The organism is Pseudomonas mediterranea CFBP 5447 (genome assembly GCF_000774145.1).
Taxonomy (GTDB): Bacteria; Pseudomonadota; Gammaproteobacteria; order Pseudomonadales; family Pseudomonadaceae; genus Aquipseudomonas; species Aquipseudomonas mediterranea.
Genome location: NZ_KN322982.1, coordinates 217,616 through 244,195 on the forward strand (window position 1 = coordinate 217,616; position 26,580 = coordinate 244,195).

Sequence of the window (26,580 nt, forward strand, 5' to 3'; positions counted from 1 at the left end):
CCCCTGGTTGCCGCAAAATTTTCTTATTGAGTATTTCAAGCCTGTATCTGGCTGACCCCGACCTGTTGCAGAGCCATTGCCAGGCTGTCGACCTGGCGCTGCTCCGTGTCCTTGAGGTGTTGCAGTTGCTGGCCCAAGGTCGGTGCGCCGAACATTCCGCGTATACCTTGGGAAACATCGCCCCCCTGCATCGACGAATTGCCAAAGGCATCCATCGACTCACCTTCGCTGCCGGAATCATGGTTGAACAGGGTCGAGAGGGTACTGCTGCCGAACACGCCGCCGTCGCCGCCGCCAAAACCGAGGAACCCTTGACCCGAGCCATCGCCGGCGGCATCAGTGCTGAATACCTGGGCGATGTAGCTGGGCGCCAGCGCGCCACGGTTGATGAAGATATCGCCTATCGGCCGCAGGCCGCCGCCCACATCCCGTTGCTCGAACAGCGGTGGGAAGCCCACCGGCGAGCCCAGATCGCCCGTCGGCGGCGTGAAGACGACCGGCTGCAACGGCACCTCGATCGGCGGAATGGCCGGTGCTACCGGATCCGTGGTCAGGAACTCCGGTGGTGGCTTCACATCGTTGGGCACCACCGTGTCGATGGCGTAATTGTTGGACACCGCCACGCTGGCCCCGGCATTGCCTGCCGCGTCGCTGACATTGCTGGTGTCCAGGGCAATGAAATTGCTCGGGTCGGTGAGATTCGCCGCGGGGGTGAACGTCGCCGTCCAGGTCTTGCCACCATCGCTGCTGGTCAGGTTGGTCAGTTCGCCATTGGTGACGCTCAGGTCCGACAGGTCGAAACCGGCCACGGCTTCGCTGAAGGTGATGGTCACGGTGGTGGTTTCGCCCACACTCAGGCTCGGATCGGCGACAACGATGGTCGCGGTCGGTCGGGTGGCGTCGAGCGCGTAGTTGCTGGAGATGGCGATACCCGCACCGGCGTTGCCGGCAATGTCCTGCACGGTGCTGGCGTCGAGCAGGATCAGGTTGGTGGCATCGTTGATACCCGCCGTAGGTGTCAGGGTCGCCGTCCAGGTCAGGCCGCCGTCACTGCTGGCGAGGTTGGACAGCACCCCATTGGCGACACTGAGGTCCGACAGGTCGAAACCGGTCACCGCCTCGGTGAAGCTGATAGTCACGGTGGTGGTCTGGCCAATACCCAGGCTGGTATCGCCGACCACGATGGTGGCGCCCGGACGCACCGTGTCCACAGCGTAGTTGTTGGAGTTCACCACGCCGATACCGCTGTTGCCGGAAACGTTGACCACGCCGCTGGTGTCCAGGCTGATCAGGTTGCTGGTATCGGAAATGCCGGCGCTCGGGGTGAACGTCGCCGTCCAGGTCACGCCACCGTCGGAAGACGACACATTGCTCAACGTGCCGTTGTTCACGCTCAGGTCCGAATTATCGAAGCCGCTGACCGCTTCCGAGAAGGTAATGGTCACCAGCGAGGTTTCGCCCACCGTGAGTGAGCTGTCCGCGACCACGACGGTGGCGGTCGGCACCTGTGTCTCGACCGCATAGTTGGCCGAGTTGCTGGTCCCTGTCCCGGCATTGCCGGCTGAGTCGCTCACGCCGGTGTTGTCCAGGACGATGAGGTTGCTGGCATCGCTCACGCCCACGGTCGGCGTGAACGTGGCGGTCCAGGTGATCCCGCCATCGCTGCTGCTGACCGCGCTGAGGCTGCCATTGGCAACGCTCAGGTCAGCGTTGCTGAAACCGGTCACGGCCTCGGAGAAGGTAATGGTCACCAGCGCGGTTTCGCCCGGCCGCAGCGTCGAGTCGCTCAGCACGATGGTGGCGGTCGGACGCTGGGTGTCGATGGCATAGTTGTTGGAGTCGGTGGTCCCGGTGCCGATGTTGCCCGCCAGGTCGGCGATACCGCCGTTGGCGAGGGTGATAACGTTGCTGGTGTCGTTGATACCGGCACTCGGCGTGAACGTCGCGGTCCAGGTGATACCGCCGTCACTGCTGCTCAACCCGGTGACCGTACCGTTGGCGACTGTCAGGTCGGCAGCGGTGAAAGCAGTCACCGCCTCGCTGAAGGTGATGGTCACCAGCGAGGTCTCGCCAGCGCCAATAGCGGTGTCGGCGACAACGATGGTGGCGGTGGGGCGTACGGTATCGACGGCATAGTTGTTGGAGTCGGTGGTGCCGACCCCGGCATTGCTCGCCCCGTTGCGCACACCGGTGTTGTCCAGGGTGATGAGGTTGCTGGTATCGGAAACGCCGACACTCGGAGTAAAGGTGGCCGTCCAGGTCACGCCGCCATCGCTGCTGCTGACGTTGGTCAGGGTGCCGTTGCTGACGGTCAGGTCACTGTTGTCGAATCCGTTCACCGCTTCGTTGAAGGTAATGGTCACCAGGGAGGTTTCACCGATGCTCAGCGACGAGTCGGCGACCACGATGGTGGCTGTCGGCACGTTGGTGTCGACCTGGTAGTTGTTCGAGTTGGTCGTGCCGGTACCGGTGTTGCCCGCTGCATCACTGAAACCGGTGTTGGTCAGCGTGATGACGTTCGTGGCGTCGACGATCCCGAGGGTCGGCGTGAGGGTGGCGGTCCAGGTGATCCCGCCATCGCTGCTGCTCACTGCGCTCAGCGTACCGTTAGCCACGCTCAGGTCCGAGTTGTCGAAGCCGGTCACGGCCTCGCTGAAGGTGATGGTCACCAGCGAGGTTTCGCCGACGCTCAGCGTGTTATCGGCCACGACAATGGTGGCGGTCGGGCGTTGCGTATCGACAATGTAGTTGTTGGAATCGGTGGTGCCGGTACCGGCATTGCCTGCACCGTCCACGACGCCGGTATTATCGAGGGTGATCAGGTTACTGGTGTCACTGATGCCGACACTCGGGGTAAAGGTGGCGGTGTAGGTGATGTTGTCGCTGGTGCTCAGCCCGCTCAGGATACCGTTGGCGGCAGTCAGGTCGGCCAGGGTGAAACCGGTCACCGCCTCGCTGAAGGTGATGGTCACCAGGGAGGTTTCGCCGGCGGCAAGCGCCGTGTCGGCAATCACCACGGTGGCGGTGGGGCGCACGTTGTCGATGGCATAGTTGTTGGAATTGGTGGTACCGCTGCCGGCGTTGCCCGCCGCATCGCTCACCCCGGTATTGTCCAGGGTGATGACGTTGCTGGCATCACTGATGCTGGCATTCGGGGTGAATGTCCCGGTCCAGGTAATGCCGCCGTCGCCGCTGCTCAGCCCGGTGACGCTGCCGTTGGCGACCGTCAGGTCGGCGCTGGTGAAACCGGTGACCGCTTCGCTGAAGGTGATGGTCACCAACGAGGTTTCGCCGATACTCAACGTGGGGTCGGCAACGACGATGCTGGCGGTGGGGCGCTGCGTGTCGATGGCGTAGTTGTTGGAGTTGGTGGTGCCGGTGCCGGCGTTGCCCGCCGCATCGCTCACCCCGGTATTGGCCAGGACGATCAGGTTGGTGGCGTCGGTGACACTCGCGCTTGGGGTAAGCGTCGCGGTCCAGGTGATACCGCCATCCGCACTGCTCAGGCCGCTCAAGGAGCCGTTGGCGACCGTCAGGTCGGCCAGGGTGAACCCGCTGACGGCCTCGCTGAAGGTGATGGTCACCAACGAGGTTTCACCGGCGCTCAGCGCGGTGTCGGCCACTACGATCGTCGCGGTCGGGCGCAACGTGTCGATGGCATAGTTGTTCGAGTCGGTGGTGCCCGTGCCGGCATTGCCGGACAGATCGGCGATACCACTGTTGGCCAGCGTAATCAGGTTCGTGGTGTCACTGATGCTGGCGGTGGGGGTGAGTGTCCCGGTCCAGGTGATGCCACCGTCGCTGCTGCTCAGTCCGGTGACGGTACCGTTGGCGACCGTCAGGTCGGCAGTGGTGAAGCCGGTCACCGCCTCGTTGAAGGTGATGGTCACCAGCGACGTTTCACCAACGCTCAGCGCAGTGTCGGCCACCACGATGGTAGCGGTCGGGCGCAGGGTATCGATGGCGTAGTTGTTCGAGTTGGTGGTGCCCACGCCGGCGTTGCCGGACAGGTCCGCGACGCCAGTCTTGTCCAGAACCACCAGGTTGGTGGTGTCGGTCACATCGGCATCCGGGGTCAGGGTCGCGGTCCAGGTGATGCCGCCATCGGCGCTGCTCAACCCGGTGAGGGTACCGTTGGCCACCGTCAGGTCGGCGGTGGTGAAGCCGGTCACCGCTTCGGAGAAGGTGATGGTGACGGCCGAGGTTTCACCGCTTTTGAGTGCGGTATCGGCCACCACAATGGTCGCCGTCGGCGCCACGGTGTCGTTGACCACGTAGTTGTTCGAACTGGTGGTACCCACACCCGCGTTGCCCGCCAGGTCGACAACGCCGGTGTTGTCCAGGGTGATGACGTTGGTGGTATCGGCGATGTTGCTGGCCGCCGTCAGCGTGCCGGTCCAGGTGATACCACCATCAGCGCTGCTGAAGGCACCCACGGTGCCGTTCTGCACCGTCAGGTCGGATGAGGTAAGACCAGTCACGGCTTCGGAGAAGGTGATGGTCACCAGGGACGTACCGCCGGAGTTCAGGCTGGTATTGGCCACCACGACCGTCGCGGTAGGCGGGGTCAAGTCCGGCACATAGTTGGTATTGATGGTCCCGCCGTCACCGTAGACATTGGCCACGGAAGCGGGCGAAGTCCCTGCGGTGCCCGCACTGCCACCCCCGGCACCGCTGCCGCCGACATTGCCTGACAAGGCCGCGAAGTTGGCGGCGGTGATCAGGATCGCGCCCTTGTTCCAGATGGCGCCAACGCCGACGCCGCCCGCACCGCCAGTGTGGGTGTAGCCACCTCCGGCGCCACCACCGCCACCGCCACCGCCGGCGCCGATGTTGTTGGAAATCACCGAGTTGCCAATGATGCGCAGGGTCGCGCCGGTGTCGTTGTAGATACCGCCGACCGCGCCGCCACCGGCGCCGCCGACCGCGTTGTAACCATCACCGCCGCCCCCACCGCCGATGGACAATCCCGCGCTGGCCGCCGTGCCGCCGGCCGAGCCGGTGCTGTAGCCCGGGTAAGCAGCACCGCCGGCGCCACCGCTGGAGTTACCGCCCCGTCCGCCCATGTTGAAGAAACCACCGCCGGCACCGCCCTGTCCGGTCGAGCCGACGGAGCCCGTGGCATTGATCGTGTCGCCGCCCCGACCACCGGTACCGCTGCCAACCGCACCGCCACCACCGCCGCCGCCACCGGCATATTGCGGCGTCACGCCACCACCGCCACCACCGCCCGAAGCGGCGTTCGCGGTGATCGTGACGTTCTTCAGGGTCAGGGTCCCGGCGTTGTAGATACCACCGGCCTTGGCAACCGCAGCATCGACGCCACCATTGCCACCGTCACCCGCCACCATGCCACGGGTAATCACCAGGCCATCGAGGGTCGCCGTCGTACCGGATGTCACGTTGAGAACCTGGGTACGGAACTGCCCATCGAGGGTGACATCGGCGACGTTGTCGTTATTGAGGTCGCCGTCGATGGTCACGTTCCTGTTGACCACCAGCACCTGGGTCAGCGCCACGGTCATGCCGCTGCTGAAGGTCACGATGTCACCGTTCTGCGCAGAGGCCAGGGCCGCACGCAGCGAGCCGACACCGGTGTTGGCGTTGTTGGTGGCGGTCCAGGTGGCAAGACCCCATTGATAATCGCTCATCGCGCTGGCGGACAGTACGTTGGCGCTTTCGATGTTGCCGGTGGCAATTTCCAGGTCCCAGTCGCCGCCCAGACCGGTACGGTCGTTGGATGCGGCCACATCGCGGCCGGTCAACTGCGCCAGCGAATCGACCAGCTCCAGGCCACGCTCGCCTTGGGCGGTGTAGCAGCCATAGATCAGGATATCGCCACCGGCGTTCATGTCCTGGCCGATCTGGGCCAGCACCTCGGCGCGGGCCTGGACGTTGTCCGCCGACAGATAGGCATTGCCCAACCACAGATCACCGGCGTTGCCGTGGGCGATGATCTGCACCGAGCTGACGTCCTGGTGGGTGTCCAGGTAATCGGCGATCTGCTGCAAGCCGTCCTTGGTGGCGTCCAGTTGCACGACCTGGGTGCCGGGCGCCACGCCTTCGAGCAGGCTGGCGGCATCCTTGACCCGGGAATCGACGAATACCACCGACTTGCCCGGCACGGCGGCCTCGGTGGCATCGGCCTGGCCCTGGGCCGCGTGAGTATCGGTAGCCTGATCGGCCGTGGGCGTCTTGGCCGCGTCGGCGGTGGGATGGGCGTCCGGCTGCGCGGCGTCGGCCACGGTCGCTGCGACGGCGCCGTCGAACAGCATCCGCGGTTCCAGGGACATGATCATTGGCGATGCAAGGGCCTGTGCGCCCTCGGTTACCCGCGATTTACCTTTGCTCCACCACATGATGTTCACCCGGACTCGAACTGCTTGAACGTGTAAATGAAATAAACCGCGCTCAGCTGAGCGCGGCGTCGGTTTTCATACGAATGACATTAGCGGCGCTGGCAGAGCCATCGCGCCAGAACGACAACTCGGCGTACTTCTCGAACAGATCCGGCGGCAGCAGGGTCCGTCGCGCTTGCGGCGCCACCCTGGGCTTGACCTTGTGCAGGCCGGCAACGCCCAGGGCCAGGTCGAAGGCCGGTGCGTCGTAGGTCAAGTGATTGAAATCGTGTTCGAACCAGGGCTCATCGATGAATTCATAGATCAGCCGCATCACCCGCTCGGGTGCCTGGCTCAACAAGTCGTAGTCGACAATCAGCAAAGACTCGGCGTTTTCGCCGTAATAGGCTTCCTTGAGCGCCGTCCAGGCATAGCCCACCAGGCGGTTGCGCTGGGCCAGGGTTTCGCAGCGGCTGTAGACGGTGTTGCGCTCGTCATCGTCATTGAACAGCTTGGTGTTCTCGAACGGGTTGGCGCGGTAGAGCCGCTCCAGGCTGTCGAGCACCCAGGCGACGTTGCGCACGCAGGCGATGGTCTTGGCTTGGGGAAACAGATCCTGCAGCGCCGGTAAACGAGCGCACCACTGGCGGTTGGTATCGAAGATAACGGGCTTGTCGGCCTTATCGGCATAGTACGAGTCGAACAACCCACGCAGCAGGCGACGGCGCAGGTCGGTGTCGATCACCGAACCGAATTCGCTACCGGCACTGCACTGCTGCAATACGCTGCTGAACAGCGTACCGACGGGGCTGGTCATGCCGGCATGAAAGCGTGGGTTCTGCAACAGAATCGCAGAAAGCAGGGTCGAGCCTGAGCGCGGTAGACCGGAGATAAAGTGAAACTTTGACAATCCCTTTCACCGTTTGTAGTCCATTTGTGTCCGAAGAGTAGACGAGGAAACAAACCTCGACTAGTACTACTTTGACATCAAATGCACCTGTTCCTGAAAAAAAGATGGACGGTACAGCTCACCCCCAAACCTGAATCGATTAAGCCAGGCGGCAACCTTTTTCAGCTCACGGGCAAAATGAAATAACCCCGTCTACGCTCAGCCGGGCGTAACCGGCCAGGTGATCGCATCTTTGCCCGTTGTACCCAGATACCACAGACCAACAACCTGAAGGATGAGGATTCCATGGAAGTATTTATCGGGACTATCCAGCCGTTCGCGTTCAACTTCGCCCCCAGGGACTGGGCCTTGTGCAACGGGCAGACCCTCAGTCTCGCCCAATACCAGACATTGTTCGCCTTGATCGGGGTGACTTACGGCGGGGACGGCCAGACCACCTTTCTGCTCCCCAACTTGCAGGGGCGCATGCCCATGGGCCAGGGCAACGGCCTGGGGCTGACCCCTCGGGTGATCGGCACCGTCTCCGGCACCGAAAACGTCACGGCGACGCTGAACAACCTGCCCAATCATACCCACGCCCTTACCGGTATAAGCGCCGCAACCACCCTGCAACTGGCGAACCCGGCCAGCAACCCGGTGAATACGCCAACGGCCACCAACTCCTTCATCGGCACCTCGGGCACCGGGCCGGGTGCGGCGAATATCTATTCCGACCAGCTAGGTGCTTCACCGGTACCGCTGCAGGGTGTGACCACGACGGTCAGCGGTACGGTCGCCCCTACCGGCAATGGACTGCCGATGGCAATCATGAACCCATTCCTGGCGATCAACTTCAGCATTGCCCTGCAAGGCTACTTCCCATCCCGAAACTGATGATCCGCCGGAGGACCACGGCCCTCCGGCCCGTTGGAGTATCGATATGTTGCAAGCCGTCCATAGCCACCATTTCCAACCACTGCTGGGCCAGACCAGCCACCTGACCCTGCCCGACGGCAGTTGTTTGCCCGTACGGATCGAAACCCTCGAACAAGCGCCTCGGGCGAAAATGCCCAACACAGAGCGCATGCCTTTCAGCGTCGAATTCAACAGTTTGCAAGCCACCGATTTCGTGGACGGTTTGTGCTCATTGGAAGTGCCCGAACTGGGCAGGCTCGAAGGGGTGTTCGTGTCGCGGGTACCGCCCATGGGACGGGATCCGGCGGTGGGGTATTTCTATATCGCGTTCAACTAGTGGCAGCCATCCGAGTGACCCTGTGGGAGCGAGCCCGCTCGCGATGATGGCGGCACATTCGACAAGCATGCGATTGACCCACCGCTTTCGCGAGCAGGCTCGCTCCCACAAAGGATTTGTGGTGCACACAGACTTGGTGGTCGATCCGCGAATCCCACCCGGCAAAACGCGGCAACCGCGTCTACGCTCAGCCGTGCGTGACCAGGCCAGGGAAGGAGCCGGGCTGAATGCAATCTTCCCCCTGGCAATACCAGAACGATAACCTGAAAGGACGAGGAATCTATGGAAGTATTCATGGGCACTATCCAGTCGTTTGCCTTTAACTTCGCCCCCAGCGGCTGGGCGTTGTGTAGCGGGCAGACGCTCGGCATCTCGCAGTACCAGGCACTGTTCTCACTGATCGGCACCTACTACGGAGGCAATGGCCAGACCAACTTCATGCTGCCCAACCTGCAAAGCCGATTGCCCTTGGGCCAGGGCAACGGCCTGGGCCTGTCCCCGCGTGTGATCGGCGAGACGTCCGGCACTGAAAACGTGACGGCAACATTGAACAACCTGCCCAACCACACCCACGCCCTGACGGGCATCACCGCCGCAACCACCTTGCAACTGGCGAACCCGGCCAGCAATCCACTGAACGCGCCAACGAACGCCAACTCCTTCATCGGCACTTCAGGCACCGGACCGGGCGCGGCGAATATCTATTCCGACCAGCTAGGTGCGTCGCCAGTACCGCTGAAAGGCGTGACCACCACGGTCAGCGGCACGGTGGCTCCTACGGGCAATGGACTGCCGATGGCGATCATGAACCCATTCCTGGTCATCAACTTCAGCATCGCCTTGAACGGTCTGTTTCCATCCCGAAACTGATTTGCCAATCGCAGGGCAGCGGCCCTGTGGGAGCAAAGCTTGCTCGCGACTGCGGCAAGTCAGCCAGCAACAATATTGACTGGTCTGCCGCTATCGCGAGCAAGCTTTGCTCCCACAGAAACATCCCACACACATTAACGAATGTTGAGCTGTCAGTTGCCTTTCGGATACCAGACCAACCGTTCCGCCGCCGGGTTGCGCTCCTCGACTTCGAAGCCCAGCGCCAGGTAATGCCGCCGTGCGTGAGGATTGCTGGTCCAGACCACGGTCGCCACCGGGCAGCGGATCTGTTGCGCGGCTTTCTGCACGCCTTGCAACACCGTCCGGCCATAACCCTGTCCGCGGGCCTGGGGGATGAAAGCCAGGTACAGAACCCGAATTTCATTGGGACCGAAATCGGTGCTTAACGCGCCGATAGCGGTGCCGAGTTTTTCCACGACGTAATGCATGGCGTTGGGAAAGTTCTCCCCCAACCCCTGCTCCTGTACCTGGAACTGCTGGGCGATCACCTGCTGCACTTGCTCGTGCTCGCCATCGATCCATTGCAGATCCGGCCGCGCCGCCTGATAAAGACTCTGCAAGAACGGACCATCGCTGACCCGCGACGGCCGCACCACCAGTCCCTCTGCCGCTACTGACTCCATGTACGCTCCTTAAAATCCGCTTTCCCTTACACCCAACGCCGCCAACCGACGCCAGGCCGCTCCCAGTATCGATTCGCCCTGCCCCTGCAGCACCACGACTCCCCGCAGCGGTTGCGACGGTGCAGCCTCATCATCGACGGCGCTCAGGCGCACGCCGTATTGCGCCTGCACAGGCTCTGCGCGCTGTTGCGAATCACGGCGCACGGCAATCGGCCCATGATGATCGGACGTCAACGCCTGCTGCTCGACCCAGGCGGTGCCATTGGTGTCGATTTCATTCAGTTGCACGGCAATCGACGGGTGCATCGGATCATCGGCGATGAATCGTCCCGTGGCGCCAGGTCCGACCCGCCAAAGCTCGGCCTCGGTGAGGTAACCGCGCAGGCGGGAGTCGGCCTGCACCACCCGCACCAGCGGTTGCGTGGGTGACAACCAGCGGCCCACCGCCAATTGTGGTAGCAGGTCACGCACCTGGCCGGCATGGGGCGCTCGCAGCAACAGTCGCTCACGTTGGGCGACCAGACCACGGTACTCGGCAACGGCTTCGGCCAGTTGCTGCTCGACAATGCCGGCGTCGGCAGCGGTTTCGCTACGGCCGGCCCGACGACGCATCTGCAATTGCTGGATCTCGATTTCCCGACGCACGATGCTCAGGCGTGACGCCATGTCCGGCGACTCCAGTTCAATCAACACATCGCCCTGGGCCACCACTTGCCCATCGCGCACATTCACCTGTTTGACCCGTGCCGCCACCGGTGCATACAAGGCACTGGCACGACCGGCCTCCAGCATCGCCGGTACTTCCACGGCGCTGCGCCAGGGCAAGAGCAAGGCCAGGATCAGCGCCAGCAAGACCAATCCGGTCAGCAACACCCGCGGCCCATGGGCCTGCTCGCGACGCTGCCACCACTGTCGCCACTCATTCACGATCGGCATGAAAATGAACCAGACCAATTCCACCATCATCAGGAAAATGCCCAGCACCTTGAAGAACAGGTGATAGACCGCCAGGGCAATGCCAAAGAACAACACCGCTCGCCACAACCACGACCCATATCCCCATACGAGCAAGCGACGGCGCATCTTCGGCGACCAGGGCTCCGGCGCCGCCGCGCCGTAACCGAACAAGGCTTCGCGCAAGCGCCAGCGACACAAGGCGAATGCCCGGCCTTGAAGGTTATCCACCGCCCAGAAATCGCTGAGCAGGAAGTACCCGTCGAAGCGCATGAAGGGATTCAGGTTGATGATCAGCGTGGTGATCCAGGTGGCGCTGGCCAGCATGAACGCGGCAGTGCGGGCCGGCCCATCGGCCAATAACGACCAGGCCAGCAGGGCGATGCACGCCAGTAGCAGCTCCGCCAGCACGCCGCCGGCGCCAATCAGCAATCGGGCCCGACGATCATTGATCCGCCAGGCGTCGCTGACATCGGTATAGAACATCGGCAGCAGCACCATGAACGCCACCCCCATGCTTTGCACCCGGCAACCGGCGCGCTTGGCCATGAAGGCATGGCCGAACTCATGGCACAGCTTGGCGAAAAACAACGCCACCCCGAACGCAAGCGCACCGCCCAGGCTGAACAGGTGTGGAAAAGTCGCCAGGAACCGCTGCCAATCCCGTGATACCAGGAAAATCCCGGCACCCAGGGTCAGCGGCAGCCCATAGCGCAGGATCTTGGGCCCGAACCGTGCCAGCCAGGGCCAGGCGCGGTTGAGAAAGGCGTCCGGACGCCACAGCGGGATCCGGAAAAACAGGTATTGATGCAACAGGATCTGCCACAGGCTCTGACGCCGGGCGGCCGTCTTGAATTGATAGCTGTCACGCTGTTGCGGATCCATTGCGCTGATCAGATCGTGACCGCGCAGAAAGCCCAGCAACTGCTCCAGCGACTCGCCGTTGAGGGGCAGGCCCGGCTCACGGTTCGCAGCTTGCAGCACCCGCTCCGGGTCGCCCAGGGACCAATGCCGCAGCATGCGCATCGCCGCCGCGCCCAGCTTGAAATAGCGCCCGCGCACCGGATCGGCCAGCGTCCATTGAGGCGAACCATCAGGGTCCGCTGCCGCCGGGGACAGCTGCAGATCCGGCCGCAGGCTCGGCAGGTCCACGCTACAGGCCTACGCTCTGGCGCAGGCCAGCCAATGGCCGACGCAACAGGTACAGTGCCAGCGGCGCACGATCGCCGAATATTTTCGCCGTGCCGCGCAAACCGATGCGCGGTGCCGCGGCGTCGAAGCGCGCATCCAGTCGATAAGCAAGCTGTCCGGCAGCGGTGGGTTGCGCCTCGTAGGCCGAACGCTCGAGCCAGGCCACATGCCGCTGCAACGGATCGCTGTCGAGGAACAACGCGACTTGCGCACCGGGAGCCAGGGTTATCGCGTCGCCGACCGCCAGCTCGATACGCAGCTCAGCTTGACTAGGGTCGGCGATTTCCATCAAGCGCTCGCCGATCTGCACCGGCTTGCCGAGCCAGCGCTCGACATCGGCAAACACTGCGATGCCATCCCGTTCGGCACGCACCTCACTGCGTTTGAGCAACTCGAGGGCATAATTGCGCTCGGCGCGTTTCTGCTCGACGCGAGCGGCCAGGAGATCGATCTTGGAACTCGATTCGGCGTCGGCAAACGAGCGCTGGGAGTTGGCCTTGAGTTCCGCCTCGGCCACGTCCAATGCGCGTTCTGCCACATCGGCCTGGGCCTTGAGGCTGGTGCTTTCGAAGCGCAGCAACAGGTCGCCGTTCTTGACGGCCTGGTTGGGCTTGACCATGAATTCGGCGATCACGCCGTCCAACGGCGCCGCCACCACCTGGCCGCCCAGCGGCACCACTTCGGCCGGGGCCAGCACCGACTGGCGCACCGGCACCAGCAAGCCCAGCAACAGCACCGCCACCAGCGCGACCTGGCGCTTGCGGGTCCAGCGCAGGCGCCATGGCTTGCGCGGTTGCAACGCCAGCCACGCGTGGCTGTAGGTGTCGCCCAGTTGCGACAGCAACACTTGTTCGGCCGGCGTCCAGGGCTGGTCACGAGCCAGCCACAGGCCACCGAAGACCAGCCCCTTGTGATCGATCAACGGCAGCCAGAATACCTGCCCGGCCGACAGGCTTCGCCAGTCCGCCTGAACGGCTTCGCTGACACCATCGGCAGCAATCACCCGAGCCTGTTTCAGCTGGCCTTGCTTGAACAGCTGCGCCACCGCCTGCTCGACAAACGCCACGAAAGGCGCGTTCGGTTCCACGGCACTGATGCCGGTCACCGCCTGCACCTTGCCGGCAATCAGCAGCGCGGCGTGTCGAAACCCGAACAGGGCCTGGCCATCGTTGACCAGGCTGTAGCTCAGTTGCGCCGGGTTACGCGCGGCCCGCGTCTGACGTTCCAGATCGAGGAAGCGGGCAAATACCTGCTCGGCATTACCCATGACCGGCGCGTTCACTTGGACTCCGCGAAACGCGCCGTGCCGCTCATGCCGGACAGCAAGCCGCTGGCATCAGGCAGGCTCGCCACCAGCAGCAACGTCTGGCTGCCCTCATCGATACGCGCGCCGAGGCGCTTGACCGTCGCTTGCAGCGGCCGGCCGGTTTCGTCGGGAATGAATGTGAAGGATTGGCCGGGCTTGAGCCTGTCCATCCAGCGCGACGGCACCAGCAGATGGATCTCCAGGGTGCGGTTGTCGACCACGTCCAGCAACGGCGCACCGGCCGCCACGCTCTCATAACGCTGGACCTTGCGCGCCACCACCTGCCCATCGAACGGTGCGATCACACTGCAGCGCTTGACCTGGACCTGATAAACCTGGGATTGCGCCTGGGCCTCGCTGAGCCGAGCCTCGGCCCGTGAGACCTCAAAACGCCCGACAGACTTCAACGCCTCCAGCTGCCGGTTATGCGCCAACTCCTCATTGGCGCCCCGACTCGCCGCCTGGGCGGCATTGAGCTGGGCCTGATAGGCCGAACAATCGAAACGCGCGAGGGTATCGCCCTTCTTGAACGACTCGCCCTCACTGAACGGCAATTCGACGATACGTCCGGCCAACTCACTGGCCAGCACGGCCTGATCCCGCGCCCGCAGCACTCCTCGCGCCTCGTTGGCCCCAGGCGCACCGGCCGTCACGTTGCTCTCGAACAACGGATCGTTCGCGACAGACGTCTGCGCCTGGACCGCGCACGTTATAAAGGCCAATCCCACAAACCAACCGCAAAAACGCTGCATGACCGCTACTCCCTGCCGATGGTCGGAGTCTACGACAGCGGTGAGGAGCGTCAAGGGAGATGCGTTCAGGTTTGGGAAATCTCTTGTTTCAAAAAGGTTTAGAGAGGGGCCGAAAGAGGCTTGGTTTTTTGCTGACGTTGGCAGGTATCAAATCCCACAGGGGTTTAGGCAGATCCGCTCGCTCTAATCAGTAATAGGTGATGGCTTTGTTCAACCTTTAAGCAAATACCCACCTTACGGAAAATCATTGAAATACACTTGGGTAAATCGGCACAAAAACACCTTGCCTCCACGCCATAAAGCCGCACAACACTCAACCTGCCGGTGCTGGAGCTTACCCGTCCACGGTTGACGCAGGATCACCTCAGGATTAGGATTTGCTCACTGCTCAACCCCGTACGCAGAGATTAAGTTCTCTGGCCGTTGGGGTGAAAACACCGGCTTCGGCCGGTTTTTTCGTTTCTGGGGATTGAGTTTGTGCGCACCGCTTTTTTTGTTGACGGCTATAACGTTTTTTATGGGTTGCTCGCCGGTACACCTTATAAATGGTTGAACTTGGGGCAGTTGCTGGCGCACATAGCCCGGGTCGAGAACCCTCAGAGTTCACTTGCCTCCGTTGACTACTTCACGTCCTCCGTCAAACCGGAATTGGCAACGCGAGGGATCGTCTCCAAAGAAGCTCAAGACGCCTATGTCCGTGCCCTGAAGGCCAACCAGGTTACCGTCCACTACGGACGCCATCAGCTCGAACGAGCCAATGCGCCCCGTTTTATCAGTAAAAAGATCAATGCCTCACGCCAGGATACGGTTGCTATCTGGAAGCTTGAAGAAAAGGAAACGGATGTCCACATTGCAATCAGCATGTATCGCGTAGCTTCCAGACAAGAGATGTTGCCCTGGGGAGATCGTGTCGAGCAGCTTGTGCTGGTGTCTGGCGACACTGACATGGCACCAGCCTTGAGGGCCGTTCGAGAAGATTTTCCTCACCTCAGGATTGGCATAGTGCTCCCCTACCGAACCGGCTCCAAACGCCTTGCCCCCGGTTCCCTAAAAGAACACGCCCACTGGATGCGCCGCGTTGTCACTTGTGACGAGCTCCAAGCCCACCAATTCCCCAATCGGGTCCCTACCCATAAGGCACCCGCCATCAAACCTGATTACTGGTAACCACATCCCGCCGCGTCCTACTCCACCAACGTCAACTCCCCATCCCGATAAAGCACCTCGCGCCCCAGCCAGGCCGCATTCACCTGTGGCAAAACCGCCGAGGGCTTGCGCAGTTCGCGCAGCAAGGTCGAGCCGTGGGACAAGCGTCCGCCCATACGCGCAATCACTGCCCGGGCGTTTTGATAGTGTGCATGGCGACCTGGGTCCAGGGTTTCTTCAAGCAGAATATCCTCGCCCAGGATGCCTTGCACCTGTCCCGGGTAGATCAGGAATCCACTCGCTTGTTCGGTGCCCTCGCGACCATCCTGCCAGAAGCTGCCTTCCCGACTGCGTATGTCCGGATGCGGTGCGAACCAATGGGCCCGTTCGACCGCCAGCATGGCGTGATGCAAGCGAAAGAAAATCCGCATGAGGTTGTCGCGATACCACTCACGCACTTGCAGGTAGTAACCGCGCAATCCAGGCAGGCCACTCGAATGGGCCAGGCGCACCGCCAAAGGCCATTGGGGAAACGCCTGCAGCGGCAACTCGGTCGGTGCCGGACGCGGCGTAGCCGGGTCGGTTTCCCAAGGCAGCCGATGCGGGGCGGATTCCAGGTTGTCATAGGCGGTCGGGGGCCGTCCCAGCCAGTCGCCACCGCTGCTGGCCAATGCGGTGGCGATGCATAGGTTGCCCTGGACCACGAATACGTAGAAACGGGTGAACCAGTCGGCCAATTGTTGCCCATCGGCCCCCTGTTCGGTCAGCTCGGAGAGTTCCCGGTCGAAGCGCCGTAAACCGTTTTCCAACGTCGGCAGATGCCCACGGGCGATGCGCTGCATGCGCAGGAACAACGGCAGCGAACGGAGCAGGCGCAGCGGTCGCCAAGGCAGATGCGGTGTCGCGCCGCCGACCTCACCCGCGTAGTTGCTGGCGCTGATGCCCCAGTCCGCCAGGCGCGCGAGAAACAGGTCGTTGTTGATGTAGGAAGCACCGCCGAATACTGCGGTAAAGGGCTCGTTGTCCTGCAATATCCGCGAGTCCCAACGCGCCATGATCGCGGGAATGCTCGCCGCAGCACGGCGCTGGGCGTATTCCACCAGGACACTGGGTTGCGGCGGCAGGATCTCGGCAATATTGGCGGCGGTCAGGTGTCGACGCCAGCCGTAATCGCTGATCGGCCGGTATTGCAGCAGCCAGAGTTGTTTGCCGTCCCAGGCCCATTCAACGTCACCGGGCACGTAGTGGAACACCCGCAGCACGCCTTGCAGGAATCGCCACAGCAGATCGGCGGTCAGGCCGTGGGATGGCTTGAACGTGTCGCTGTTCCACGCCTCACCCAGGCGGGAAATGATCGCGCGTTCGGGGCTCGCCTGACCGTCGGCCAACGATTCGAGATGACCTTCGACCCACTCCAGTTCGACAGCCAGATGACGGACGAAGGCGATCCCGGACAGCCGCGGCGTGATGAACCGCTGCACTACCACTTCCTCGACCCCCGTTGCACTCAGCTCGGCAACGCGACCCGGCACATCCTGCGTCGCTACACGCAAGAAAGTGGTACTCAGGCCCGCATTCGCCGCATCGGCCTGGTCTTCGCCATAACTGGACGAGCGCACCGCCCAGAGGACGTCCGATTGGCCGTCGAGGAACGACGACAAGCGCGGATCGTGGCAGTTGTTAAGCGACAGTGCCGGGGGTACCGCTTGCCCGGCCAGCGCCGCCAGGCGCAAGCGCCCACCCTTGGTATGGGCGACGAATCCTCGCTCGCCCGACTCCAGCCACTTAGCGAATTCGGCCGGCGCATCAATCCACGGATAGTGACCCCAGCCGGGTTTCAGGCTGATGGTCAGATCGGCGCGAGCGAGAATGGCTGACCACGCCGCGGCCTGCTCGATGCCCAGTACATTGTCCTGATCGCCCCAGACCAGTTCGACCGGGTCGGTGACCCACTCCAGCAGTGGCAGCGCGGTGTCCGCGCGCACCAGATCCCAGTGCGGCACGAACGCCCGACAGCGGGCGTACCCGGCACCCATGCGCCGGTACTGCGCAGGCGTCCAGGTCCGGTTGGAAAATTTGCGGGCAAACAGCGTCGGTTGGTTTGCCAACAGCCAATGAATGGTTTTGCGCAGCGGCAAGGGCGACATCAATGCCGGCAGGCGGCGCTGCCATAAAAAGGCTCCAACCGGGGCCAACAATACACTGCGACAGAAATGCCCTGGCTGACGCTGCAAGGCATGCAATACCAGCAGCGCATTCACCCCGACTGCGGTGATCGCGCTGCCCTGGACCGTCATCTCCAGCAAAGCCTGGGCGTAGGCGGCCAGGTCTTCGCAAGGCGCCTGAGGATGATTGCCGAAGCCGGGCAGTTCCAACGGCAGCACCTCGTAGTGCTCGAAGTGCGGCAACGCATCATCCCACCAATCGGCGGCGCTGCCGTTACCGGCCAGCAGGTACATCAAGGGCTTGCTCATGAGCGGTCCTCAGGCCAGATCGCGCAGGGCAGCGTCGAGGGTCGGGTAACGGAACCGATACCCGGCGTCAGTGAGACGGCTTGGCACCACACGTTGGCCGTCGAAAAACAACTGGGCCATCTCCCCTGCCAGGGCTCGCACCGGTGCGGCAGGGATGTGAAACCAGACCGGGCGCTTGAGAACCTGACCGACACGCTCGGCAAACTCTCCCTGGCTGACCGTGTCCGGCGCCACCAGGTTGTAAGTACCGCTCAGGCTCTCATCGTCGAACGCCCGGGCGATCACCTGGATCACATCGTCGCGGTGTATCCAGCTCATGATCTGCCGACCATCGCCCATCCGCCCACCGAACCCCAGGCGAAACGGAATCAGCAAAGGCAACAGCGCACCGCCCGGACCAAAGACCACGCCCAGGCGCATCACCACCTGCCGCAGGCCCAATTCGACGGCAGGCCGCGCCGCCGCTTCCCACCGCGCACAGAGCTCGGCCATGAAGCCATCGCCCTTGGCGGCATGCTCGTCCAGGCTCTCACTGGCATCACGCACACCATAAAAGCCGATGGCCGAGGCCTGGACCCACAGCGTCGGTTTGTTCCGGGCGTTCTTCAGCCAGGTCAGCAACGCTTCAGTGGTATTGACCCGGCTGGCGATCAGTTGCGCCTGGCGCCGGGGGCTCCAGCGCGGACCGGCCACCGGCGCCCCCGCCAGATTGATCACCACGTCGAAGATTTCGTCATGGCCCAGCTTGCTCAGCGAACGCAGGCAACGGGCACGGCCATCGAACAGATAGGCCGCTTTCAACGGATCCCGGGCCAACACGCTGACGGTGTGTCCGGCATCGAGCAATTGATTGACCAGCGTCTCCCCGATAAACCCAGTACCGCCGGTCACCAACACGCGCTTATGGGTGCCGCCCGCGAACGGATTGGCGGATTTGCCCTGGCGTTGCATGCGCAGCGCCGCCAGCCCGTCACGGATACCCGAAGCGCTGACACCGATGGCAAACAGTGTCAGCAACCAGCCACGCCAGCCGAGATCGAGCGCGCCCAAGCCGGTAGGCAAACTCGCCCATTGCGCCAGTTGCACCCCGTACAGCGCGAAGAACGCCCCGCCGTTGACCGCCAGTACCGTGTGCATGATGCGCTCGATGGCCGGCAGCTTGCGGCTGCGGTCCTCGACCACGAAATCCCAGAGCGTCAGGCCGATCTCCAGGGCGAACAACAACCCGATGCCGATTGCCCATACCCCCTGGAAAGCCAGATGGGCGATACCCAGGAACAGGATCCCGTAGAAACACGACCGCAAGGCGTGGATCGACAGCTCCAAGCGGGCGCTGTGGCGATAGGGCAGCGCGACGGTCAGTTCATGGTGGTAGAGGGTATCCAGCGCACCCAGGACAGCCTGGGCAATCAACAAGATGATCGCCCAGTCGAGGAGAGAAAAATCAGGCATGGTTCGGCTTGCTCAGCGGGTGGTCGACGAGGGGCTTGCAGCGATCATGACGGTAAAGCCAGAACAGCGGCGGCAGCAATGCAAACAGGGCAAGGCCATCGAACCATAGATGCGACCAGACCTGCGCCTGGGCGGAAAGCAACATGTCCTGGGGCGCCCAGATCACGATGCCGGCGATCAACCATCCCCAAGGCATCGCGCTCCTCAGCCGATTGCCGATATGGACGAGGGCCAGCATGTACAGCGAATAACTTTGCAACGTGGCGCCGAACAGCGCCAGCCACCAGACCTGCTGCGCCCGGGCAACCGAAGGTACCGCCGCATCGGACCAGAACGCGTGTTCGATGGTTTGCAGATAGCCGTCGAGCAGGCCCGAATGCCCTGCCCAGGTCAACACGAGGCTGACCAGCAGATGCGTAAGGGCAGCAGCGTATAGCCAAGCGACCAGGGCTTTGCGAAGGGGGCTGGGAGGGGCTGGCATTCCGTGTCCTGAAGGCTTGCTTGGGAGTCGCAAGTCTAAAGGAACTGGAAGTGGTTTTACCTGGCTATTTGGTGTGGGTTGAAGTCGGCCATCGCGAGCAGGCTCGCTCCCACAGAGGATGGGTGTGGCCGCAGATTTCACAGTCATCACAGGCCATGTGGGAGCGAGCCTGCTCGCGATGGCGGAGCGTCAGCAACAAATCCGTAGGAAGCTTCAGCATCAGGCAAGGTCTGAGGCATTACCGCTCGTGCAATGCCTCGGCACGGGCCTTGATGATGGGCTTGAGCAGGTAGCTGAGCACGGTTTTCTTGCCGGTGATGATGTCCACCGAGGCCACCATGCCCGGGATGATCAACAGCGGTTTGTCATCGGTGCCCAGGTGGCTGCGCTCGGTGCGCAGCTTGATGATGTAGTAGGTGGTTTTCTTGTCTTCGTCGGTGACGGTGTCAGCACCGATCTGTTCCAGCTTGGCTTTCAGCCCACCGTAGATGGTGTAGTCATACGCGGTGAATTTCACCGTGGCGTCCTGGCCAGGGTGCAGGAAGGCAATGTCCTGGGGACGGATTTTCGCTTCCACCAGGAGGGTGTCGTCCAAAGGCACGATTTCCACCAGGTCGCTGCCGGGCTGGATCACGCCACCGATGGTGTTCACCAGCATTTTGTTGACGATCCCTCGCACCGGCGACGTTACCAGGGTGCGGCTTACGCGGTCCTCCAGGGCCTTGCCGGTCGCCTGGGCCTTGTTCAGGTCGGTGCGTGCCTCGTTGAGCTGGGTCAGCGCTTCGCTGCGGAATTTGCCACGGGTCTCGTCGATCTTGCGTTGCACTTCCTTGATCGCCGATTCGGCCCGAGGAATCGCCAGGGTCGTGGCATCCAGCTGCCCGCGGGTCTCGACTTCAGCGCGCTTGAGCCGCAGCACTTCCACCGGCGAGACCGCACCCTGGGCCACCAGTGGCTCGGACATGTTGATTTCCTGGCGTTGCAAGGCCAGGCCGGAACGGTACTGCGCCTGCTTCGAAACGAACTCGCGCAACTCCTGCTGACGCTGCACCAGCTGTTCCTGCAAACCGCCGATTTCATCGTGCAACTGCTGGCGACGGCTGATGTACAGCGACTCTTCACTGGCGGCCTGACCTGGCACCGCCTTGAGTACGTCGGCCGGGAAGTTCAGCGGCCGGTCGTCGACCTCGGCACTCAATCGTTCGACCCGCAACAGCATGGACAGGCGATCCGCCTCGGTTTCCCCCACATTCGAGACAAACCGCGTGTCGTCCAGGCGAATCAAAGGCGCACCGGCCTCGACGATCTGCCCTTCCTTGACGAACAGCTCGGCGACGATGCCGCCCTCCAGGTTCTGGATCTTCTGGACTTTGGACGACGGAATGGCCTTGCCGTCGCCCTTGGTCACTTCGTCGACCACGGCGAAGTTGGCCCACAGCACCAGGAACACGAAGAACGCAATGATGCCCCAGATCGTCAGGCGCACCACCCGCGGAGCGTCTTCGATCAAGGCCTTGTTGACCTCCGGCAGAGGTTGTCCGCGAAGCGAAGCGGAGCCTTTGAAATAACGGCCCACGGAATCCTTGAAACCCGACTTAAGCAACACTGATCTGCCCCTTCTTCAACGCTTCCATTACGGCAGCTTTCGGGCCGTCGGCCAGGATCTGCCCGCGGTCGATCACCAGCAGGCGATCCACCAGCGACAGCAAGGATGCCCGGTGCGTCACCAGCAGCACGGTCTTGTTCTCCACCACAGCGGCCAGGCGCTGCTTGAGGCGCTCCTCACCGGTGTTGTCCATGGCGCTGGTGGGCTCATCGAGCAGCAGGATCGGTGGGTTGAGCAGCAGCGCCCGAGCCAGGGCAACGTTCTGGCGCTGGCCGCCGGACAGGTTCTGCCCGCGCTCGCCAACCTGTAGCTCATAACCCTGGGGATGCAGACGGGCGAACTCATGCACGCCCGCCAGTTCGGCGGCCTGGAGCACCAACTCGTCTTCGACATAACGGGCCCCTGAGGTCAGGTTGTCCCGCAAGGTACCGGCCAGCAGCTGAATGTCCTGGGGGACATAGCCGATGTTGTAGCGCAACTCGCTGACATCGATCTGGCGGATGTCCACGCCGTCCACCAGCAAGGCGCCATCGTCCGGCTGGTAAAGGCCCACGAGCAACTTCGCCAGGGAGCTCTTGCCCGAACCGCTGCGGCCGATGATGCCGATTTTTTCACCGGGCTTGATCACCAGGTTGATGTTCTTCAGCGCGGCGTTCTGCTGGTTCGGATAAGTGAAATTCAGTTGCCGGCACTCGATGGCGCCCTGCAGGACCTTGCGGCTCAGCGGACGCTCTTCGAAATTGCGCTCCTGGGGCAGCTCCATCATCTGGTCGACGGACGTCATCGTCACCCGCGCCTGCTGATAGCGGGTCAGCAGGCCCGACAGCGACGCCAACGGGCTGAGGGCGCGGCCACTGAGCATGTAGCAGGCAACCAGCCCACCCATGCTCAGGTTACCGGCGATGATCAGGTAGACACCGAAGACGATCATGACCACGCCAGCCAACTGCTGGATCAACAAAGTGATGTTCATCGCCAGCCCGGAGAGCATTTTTACCCGCAGTTCGAGACGGCTGAGGGTGCCGATAGTCTGCTCCCATTGGTATTGGCGCTCGCTCTCGGCGTTGTTGACCTTCACCGCATCCAGGCCGGCAAGGGTCTCGATCAGGCTGGACTGGCGCTCGGCGCCCAGGGCCATGGTTCTCTCCATGGTCGCCACCAGGGGCTTCTGCAAGGCGTAGCCGATCAACAAGGCAATAGGGAAAGCCAACACCGGAATCCACACCAGGTGTCCGCCGATAATCGCGATGACCATGAAGATCAACAGGGTGAATGGCAGATCGATCAGGCTGGTCAAGGTCAGCGAGGCGAGGAAGTCCCGCAGGCTCTGGAACTCATGGATGTTCTGGGCAAAGCTGCCGACCCGTGCCGGACGGTACTTCATCGCCATGCCGACGATTCGCTCGAACAGCGTGGCGGAAATGATCAGGTCGGTTTTCTTGCCCGCCAGGTCCAGGCACAGGCTGCGCAACATCTTCAGGATCAGGTCGAACAGATAGGCACCGGTAATGCCGATGGCCAACACCCACAAGGTCGACTCGGCCTGGTTTGGCACCACGCGGTCATAGACGTTCATCACGAACAGCGGCGCAGCCATGGCGATGATGTTGATCAGAAGGCTGGCGGCAATCGCATCGGCATACAGCCAACGGGAACGCTTGAGGGTGTCGCGAAACCACGAACGCGCCCGGGGAATGAGCGTGCCGTGGTTCACATCGAATTTGTGCTGGGGTTGGGCGAAGAAAACCTTGCCACTGTAGTCGTCGGCCAGCAGCTCGCGGCTGACCGTCACTTCTCCGCCGTCGCTTTCGCTGAGCAGCAGCCGCGCCTGGTCGTCGCCGACCCAGCCCAGCAATACCGCACTGCGACCATCCTTGAGCAGCAACAGGGCCGGCATGGCAATGGTCGGGATCTGCTCGAGCCGGCGTTGCAGCACCCGGCCCTGTAAACCGGCCCGTGCCGCCGCACGCGACAATAAATCGACGCTCAGCCGCTGCTTGGGCAGCGGCAGGCCGGTGGTGAGCATCGCCGCGCTGGCCGGTTTCTGATGCAGCATGCAGAGCGCCAGCAACCCGTCCAGCAACGGGTCGTCGTGCAGCGTGCGCGGGTCATGGACTAGTTCGACTCGACTGACTTCTGATTCCACGCTCTGCACTCTTTACTGATCAAACTGGATGGATTTTCAATTCATCCCAGGTAACTGGACCTTGGGTTTCACGTCGTTCTGCACAACGGATGCCAACGGCGCGACGACTCCCTGACTTTTGAGCAATTCACCCATGGTTGCCTTGATCCGATACTGGGTGAACAGCTGCACGTTCTTGATTTCCGCCAATCGCCGGGAAGCGCTGAACAGCTCGTTTTCGCTGTCGAGCAAGTCGAGCAGGGTCCGCTCGCCGAGGCTGAACTGCTTCTGGTAGGCGTTGCGTACGTTGGCGCTGCGGTCCACGTATTGCTGGGCGATCGGTACCTGGGCGTTGGCGTTGTTGAGGGCGTTCCAGGCCAGGCCCAGCTCTTCGGTCAATTGGCGCAAGGCGTTGTTACGGATGTCCAGGGCCTGGTTGGACAGGTAGGACTTGGATTCCAGGTCGGCCTTGTTGCTGCCGCCGGCATACAGGTTGAATCGCATGCGCAGCATGGCCTGCCATTCGTTGTTATGACCGTTCTGGCCGTCCAGGTCGTTGTCGGCGGTGCGGCCCAACTCGGCGTCAAAGCGTGGATAGAAGCTCGACTTGGCGGCTTCGTACTGTTTCTCGGTGGCGACGATGTCCGCTTCAGCCGAACGCAATACCGGGCTGTTCTCCAGCATCTGGGCGCGGGCTTCCGTCAGGTTGGCCGGCAACAGCGCCATAAAATCGGCGGGACGCTCCAGTTGGTCGGGCAATTGCCCCACGGCACTGAGGTAGTTGGTTTCGGCGTCGGCCAGGTTGGTCTGTTCGGTGATCAGGTTGTTGCGGGCCTGGGCCACGCGTGCTTCGGCCTGGTCGTGGTCGGCACGGTTGCCCACGCCGCGCTCGGTGCGCAGCTTGATCTGATCGAAGATGCGCTCGTGGCTCTTGAGGTTCTCCTCGGCCAGGCGCACGAACTCGCGACGGGTCAGCACATCCAGGTAAACCTGGGCCACGGTCAGGCCGGTGCGCTCGGAGGTATCGAGCAGCGAATAGGCACGGGCATTAACGGTGGCTTGTTGACGCCCCACTTCGCTGGACGTCGCAAAACCGTCAAAAACCATTTGCGTCACACGCAGGCTCGACTCGCTACGGTTCAGGGTTTCCCAATGATTGTTGCTGCCCGAGCGGGTGGTGACACTGTCGGTGCCTTCGCGACCGTATCCGGCTGCAAGGTCGACCCTAGGCAGGTAACCGCCCTTCGCCGCCTTGAGCTGGTAGTCCGCCGCCAGGCGGCTGTTCACCCCGGCCTGGATTTCAGGGTGCACGTCCAATGCCTGTTGCATGGCCTGCGGCAAGGTTTGTGCTTGTACGAAACTGGCGGCGAGAGCGAAGGGTAAAGCCATGAACAAATGCGAACGCATGGTGTGTTTTTTTCCTGAAACGCTTGTCTTGGATCACAGCGAAACGAGGCGCTGCATCGGATGATGGCAACCGGAATGACCGTATGTCGGAAAGTTCGAAACTGGTACTGAAACTTGCACCGAAAGAACAGGTCGCCGCTTAAATATCAATGTGACATTACCTGACCGATTGTTTAGGATGGCCGGCAGAAGGTCAATAGTTTGGCAGAAACAAAAAACACTGGATCGACAGCCAAAATATTGACACAGCAGAGCGTCAAATACCCTTATCAAGTTAAAGCCAAAACGTCCAGACCGCCGATGCCCATAGCTGGCGGGCCCATGGAAGTTTACTGAACGTGGCACCCGGAGAGTCTTCAATGAGCAGCGTTATTGCCGTCGTCAAAAGCATTGTCGGTCAGGTTTTCGCCGTATCCCCGGAGGGTATCCGGCGTGTACTCATTGAAGGCGATCGTCTGTTCACGGGCGATCAGTTGGACACCGGCCCAGCCGGTGCCGTCACCTTGGAACTGGCCGATGGTCGCACCCTCGACCTGGGCCGGGACACCCAGTGGAGCGCCAACGCCCCGGACTCTTCCACAGACCTAGCGCAGGCCACTGCCCAGGCCGCGCCATCGGTAGAAGAACTGCAACAAGCCATCGCCGCCGGTGCCGACCCGACCACCGCCCTGGAAGCCACCGCCGCCGGAGCTGGCGAAGCGAGTGCCGGTGGTTCCGCCGGGGGCGGCCACAGCGTCGTGGTGCTGGATGCCACGGCCGGCAGCGTCGACCCGACTGTCGGTTTCCCGACCGAAGGCTTGAGCACGGCCGCAACCACTGACAACAACATCACCGGCCTGGCCACTAACGCCAACGCCAATACCACTGCCAACACCCTGATCAATGCGACGCTGACGCTGAGCGCCACCCCGACCCTGACCGAAGCCGGCGGCGTGCTGGTCTATACCGCGACCGTGACCCAGGCGCCCCTGACCGACCTGACGGTAACGCTGTCCAATGGCTCGGTGATCGTGATTTCCGCCGGCCAGACCACCGGCAGCGTCAACGTCCCACTGGCACCGAACGACACCGTCTACAACGACCCAAGCCAGATCAGCGTGACCGTGACCGGCACCACCGGTGGCAGCGGCATTGCCGTGACCGTGCCCACCACGCCAGCCGTGACCCAGATCACCGACACCATCGACACCACCAACATCACCCTGACCGCAGGCGAAACGGTGACCGAAGGTGGCCAGATCACCTATACCGCGACCTTGACCAACCCGGCGCAAACACCAGTGACCGTGACCTTGAGCAATGGCTCGGTCATCACCATCGCTGCGGGTCAGACCACCGGTACCGTCAACGTCGAGACGCCGGCCAACGACGTCTACAACAATGGCAGCACTGTCAGCACTACCATCACTGGTGCAACTGGCGGCAACTTCGAGAACCTGGTGCCGAGCACCGCGCCAGCGGTCACTACCATCACCGACTCGATCGACACCACGACCGTGACGCTGACTGCTACGCCGACCGTCAATGAAAACGGCACGATCACTTACACCGCGACCCTGACCGATGCCAAAGGCAATCCGGTCACTGCGCAAAATGGTCCTGTAACGGTCACCCTCGACAGCGGCAAAACCATCACCATCGAAGCCGGCGCAAGTGCAGGTACGTTGGACGTGGCCGTCGGCAACGACGTGTA

Annotated in this window: 17 protein-coding genes; 5 read left to right on the forward strand and 12 right to left on the reverse strand. The window is 62.4% G+C overall.

Annotation, left to right across the window (positions count from 1 at the left end):
• Positions 1 to 35: 35 nt before the first annotated feature.
• Entirely contained in the window at positions 36 to 6,359 is a 6,324-nt protein-coding gene (locus tag N005_RS05235; protein ID WP_047700171.1) for an Ig-like domain-containing protein, read from the reverse strand.
• Positions 6,360 to 6,411: 52 nt separating this feature from the next.
• Positions 6,412 to 7,248, reverse strand: a complete 837-nt coding sequence (locus N005_RS05240; protein ID WP_047700034.1) for a sulfotransferase family protein — start codon at positions 7,246 to 7,248, stop codon at positions 6,412 to 6,414.
• 285 nt (positions 7,249 to 7,533) lie between these two features.
• On the opposite strand from N005_RS05240, the gene N005_RS05245 reads away from it, so the two are divergent.
• The 3 genes from N005_RS05245 to N005_RS05255 all read left to right on the forward strand — a co-directional run bounded on the left by N005_RS05245 (position 7,534) and on the right by N005_RS05255 (position 9,349).
• On the forward strand, positions 7,534 to 8,121 hold the full coding sequence (locus tag N005_RS05245) for a phage tail protein (RefSeq protein ID WP_047700036.1): 588 nt from the start codon (positions 7,534 to 7,536) through the stop codon (positions 8,119 to 8,121).
• A gap of 46 nt (positions 8,122 to 8,167) precedes the next feature.
• On the forward strand, positions 8,168 to 8,479 hold the full coding sequence (locus tag N005_RS05250; protein WP_024777932.1) for a DUF6916 family protein: 312 nt from the start codon (positions 8,168 to 8,170) through the stop codon (positions 8,477 to 8,479).
• 282 nt (positions 8,480 to 8,761) lie between these two features.
• On the forward strand, positions 8,762 to 9,349 hold the full coding sequence (locus N005_RS05255; RefSeq protein WP_047700038.1) for a phage tail protein: 588 nt from the start codon (positions 8,762 to 8,764) through the stop codon (positions 9,347 to 9,349).
• Between the two features lie 152 nt (positions 9,350 to 9,501).
• Here the strand turns inward: N005_RS05255 and N005_RS05260 are convergent, their stop codons facing one another.
• The 4 genes from N005_RS05260 to N005_RS05275 are packed head-to-tail and all read right to left on the reverse strand — an operon-like array spanning position 9,502 to position 14,196.
• Positions 9,502 to 9,993, reverse strand: coding sequence for a GNAT family N-acetyltransferase (locus tag N005_RS05260; protein ID WP_047700040.1), 492 nt, complete (start codon positions 9,991 to 9,993; stop codon positions 9,502 to 9,504).
• Between the two features lie 9 nt (positions 9,994 to 10,002).
• Entirely contained in the window at positions 10,003 to 12,099 is a 2,097-nt protein-coding gene (locus N005_RS05265; protein ID WP_047700042.1) for an efflux RND transporter periplasmic adaptor subunit, read from the reverse strand.
• Position 12,100: 1 nt separating this feature from the next.
• Positions 12,101 to 13,420, reverse strand: coding sequence for an efflux RND transporter periplasmic adaptor subunit (locus N005_RS05270; RefSeq protein WP_047700044.1), 1,320 nt, complete (start codon positions 13,418 to 13,420; stop codon positions 12,101 to 12,103).
• Positions 13,417 to 14,196, reverse strand: a complete 780-nt coding sequence (locus N005_RS05275) for an efflux RND transporter periplasmic adaptor subunit (protein WP_047700046.1) — start codon at positions 14,194 to 14,196, stop codon at positions 13,417 to 13,419. The genes N005_RS05270 and N005_RS05275 overlap by 4 nt, the downstream gene beginning before the upstream one ends.
• Before the next feature lie 477 nt (positions 14,197 to 14,673).
• Here N005_RS05275 and N005_RS05280 point away from each other — a divergent pair, with 477 nt between their 5' ends.
• Positions 14,674 to 15,363: an NYN domain-containing protein gene (locus tag N005_RS05280; RefSeq protein ID WP_047700048.1), complete on the forward strand. Its 690-nt coding sequence runs from the start codon at positions 14,674 to 14,676 to the stop codon at positions 15,361 to 15,363.
• Positions 15,364 to 15,380: 17 nt separating this feature from the next.
• On the opposite strand, the gene N005_RS05285 is transcribed toward N005_RS05280, so the two are convergent.
• The 6 genes from N005_RS05285 to N005_RS05310 form a co-directional block, all read right to left on the reverse strand.
• Positions 15,381 to 17,816, reverse strand: coding sequence for a PEP-utilizing enzyme (locus tag N005_RS05285; RefSeq protein WP_047700049.1), 2,436 nt, complete (start codon positions 17,814 to 17,816; stop codon positions 15,381 to 15,383).
• A gap of 9 nt (positions 17,817 to 17,825) precedes the next feature.
• Positions 17,826 to 19,268 (reverse strand): TIGR01777 family oxidoreductase, encoded by a 1,443-nt coding sequence (locus N005_RS05290; RefSeq protein ID WP_047700051.1) that lies wholly within the window; start codon positions 19,266 to 19,268, stop codon positions 17,826 to 17,828.
• Positions 19,261 to 19,749, reverse strand: a complete 489-nt coding sequence (locus tag N005_RS05295) for a hypothetical protein (protein ID WP_047700053.1) — start codon at positions 19,747 to 19,749, stop codon at positions 19,261 to 19,263. The genes N005_RS05290 and N005_RS05295 overlap by 8 nt, the downstream gene beginning before the upstream one ends.
• 238 nt (positions 19,750 to 19,987) lie before the next feature.
• A complete protein-coding gene (locus tag N005_RS05300; protein WP_047700054.1) occupies positions 19,988 to 21,355 on the reverse strand; it encodes an HlyD family type I secretion periplasmic adaptor subunit in 1,368 nt (455 codons plus the stop codon).
• On the reverse strand, positions 21,345 to 23,501 hold the full coding sequence (locus tag N005_RS05305) for a type I secretion system permease/ATPase (RefSeq protein WP_047700056.1): 2,157 nt from the start codon (positions 23,499 to 23,501) through the stop codon (positions 21,345 to 21,347). The genes N005_RS05300 and N005_RS05305 overlap by 11 nt, the downstream gene beginning before the upstream one ends.
• Positions 23,502 to 23,537: 36 nt before the next feature.
• Complete coding sequence (locus N005_RS05310) at positions 23,538 to 24,887, reverse strand: TolC family outer membrane protein (RefSeq protein ID WP_047700058.1); 1,350 nt, start codon at positions 24,885 to 24,887, stop codon at positions 23,538 to 23,540.
• Positions 24,888 to 25,246: 359 nt separating this feature from the next.
• Between N005_RS05310 and N005_RS05315 the strand changes: the two genes are divergently transcribed.
• Positions 25,247 to 26,580: retention module-containing protein (locus tag N005_RS05315; RefSeq protein ID WP_047700060.1), on the forward strand; the 1,334-nt coding region annotated here is incomplete at its 3' end.

Bases quoted from the DNA above. Each gene is read 5' to 3' on its own strand.
- N005_RS05310 (WP_047700058.1), bottom strand. From the start codon at position 24,887: ATGCGTTCGCATTTGTTCATGGCTTTACCCTTCGCTCTCGCCGCCAGT.
- N005_RS05285 (WP_047700049.1), bottom strand. From the start codon at position 17,816: ATGAGCAAGCCCTTGATGTACCTGCTGGCCGGTAACGGCAGCGCCGCC.
- N005_RS05295 (WP_047700053.1), bottom strand. From the start codon at position 19,749: ATGCCAGCCCCTCCCAGCCCCCTTCGCAAAGCCCTGGTCGCTTGGCTA.
- N005_RS05235 (WP_047700171.1), bottom strand. From the start codon at position 6,359: ATGTGGTGGAGCAAAGGTAAATCGCGGGTAACCGAGGGCGCACAGGCC.
- N005_RS05245 (WP_047700036.1), top strand. From the start codon at position 7,534: ATGGAAGTATTTATCGGGACTATCCAGCCGTTCGCGTTCAACTTCGCC.
- N005_RS05290 (WP_047700051.1), bottom strand. From the start codon at position 19,268: ATGCCTGATTTTTCTCTCCTCGACTGGGCGATCATCTTGTTGATTGCC.
- N005_RS05250 (WP_024777932.1), top strand. From the start codon at position 8,168: ATGTTGCAAGCCGTCCATAGCCACCATTTCCAACCACTGCTGGGCCAG.
- N005_RS05275 (WP_047700046.1), bottom strand. From the start codon at position 14,196: ATGCAGCGTTTTTGCGGTTGGTTTGTGGGATTGGCCTTTATAACGTGC.
- N005_RS05260 (WP_047700040.1), bottom strand. From the start codon at position 9,993: ATGGAGTCAGTAGCGGCAGAGGGACTGGTGGTGCGGCCGTCGCGGGTC.
- N005_RS05255 (WP_047700038.1), top strand. From the start codon at position 8,762: ATGGAAGTATTCATGGGCACTATCCAGTCGTTTGCCTTTAACTTCGCC.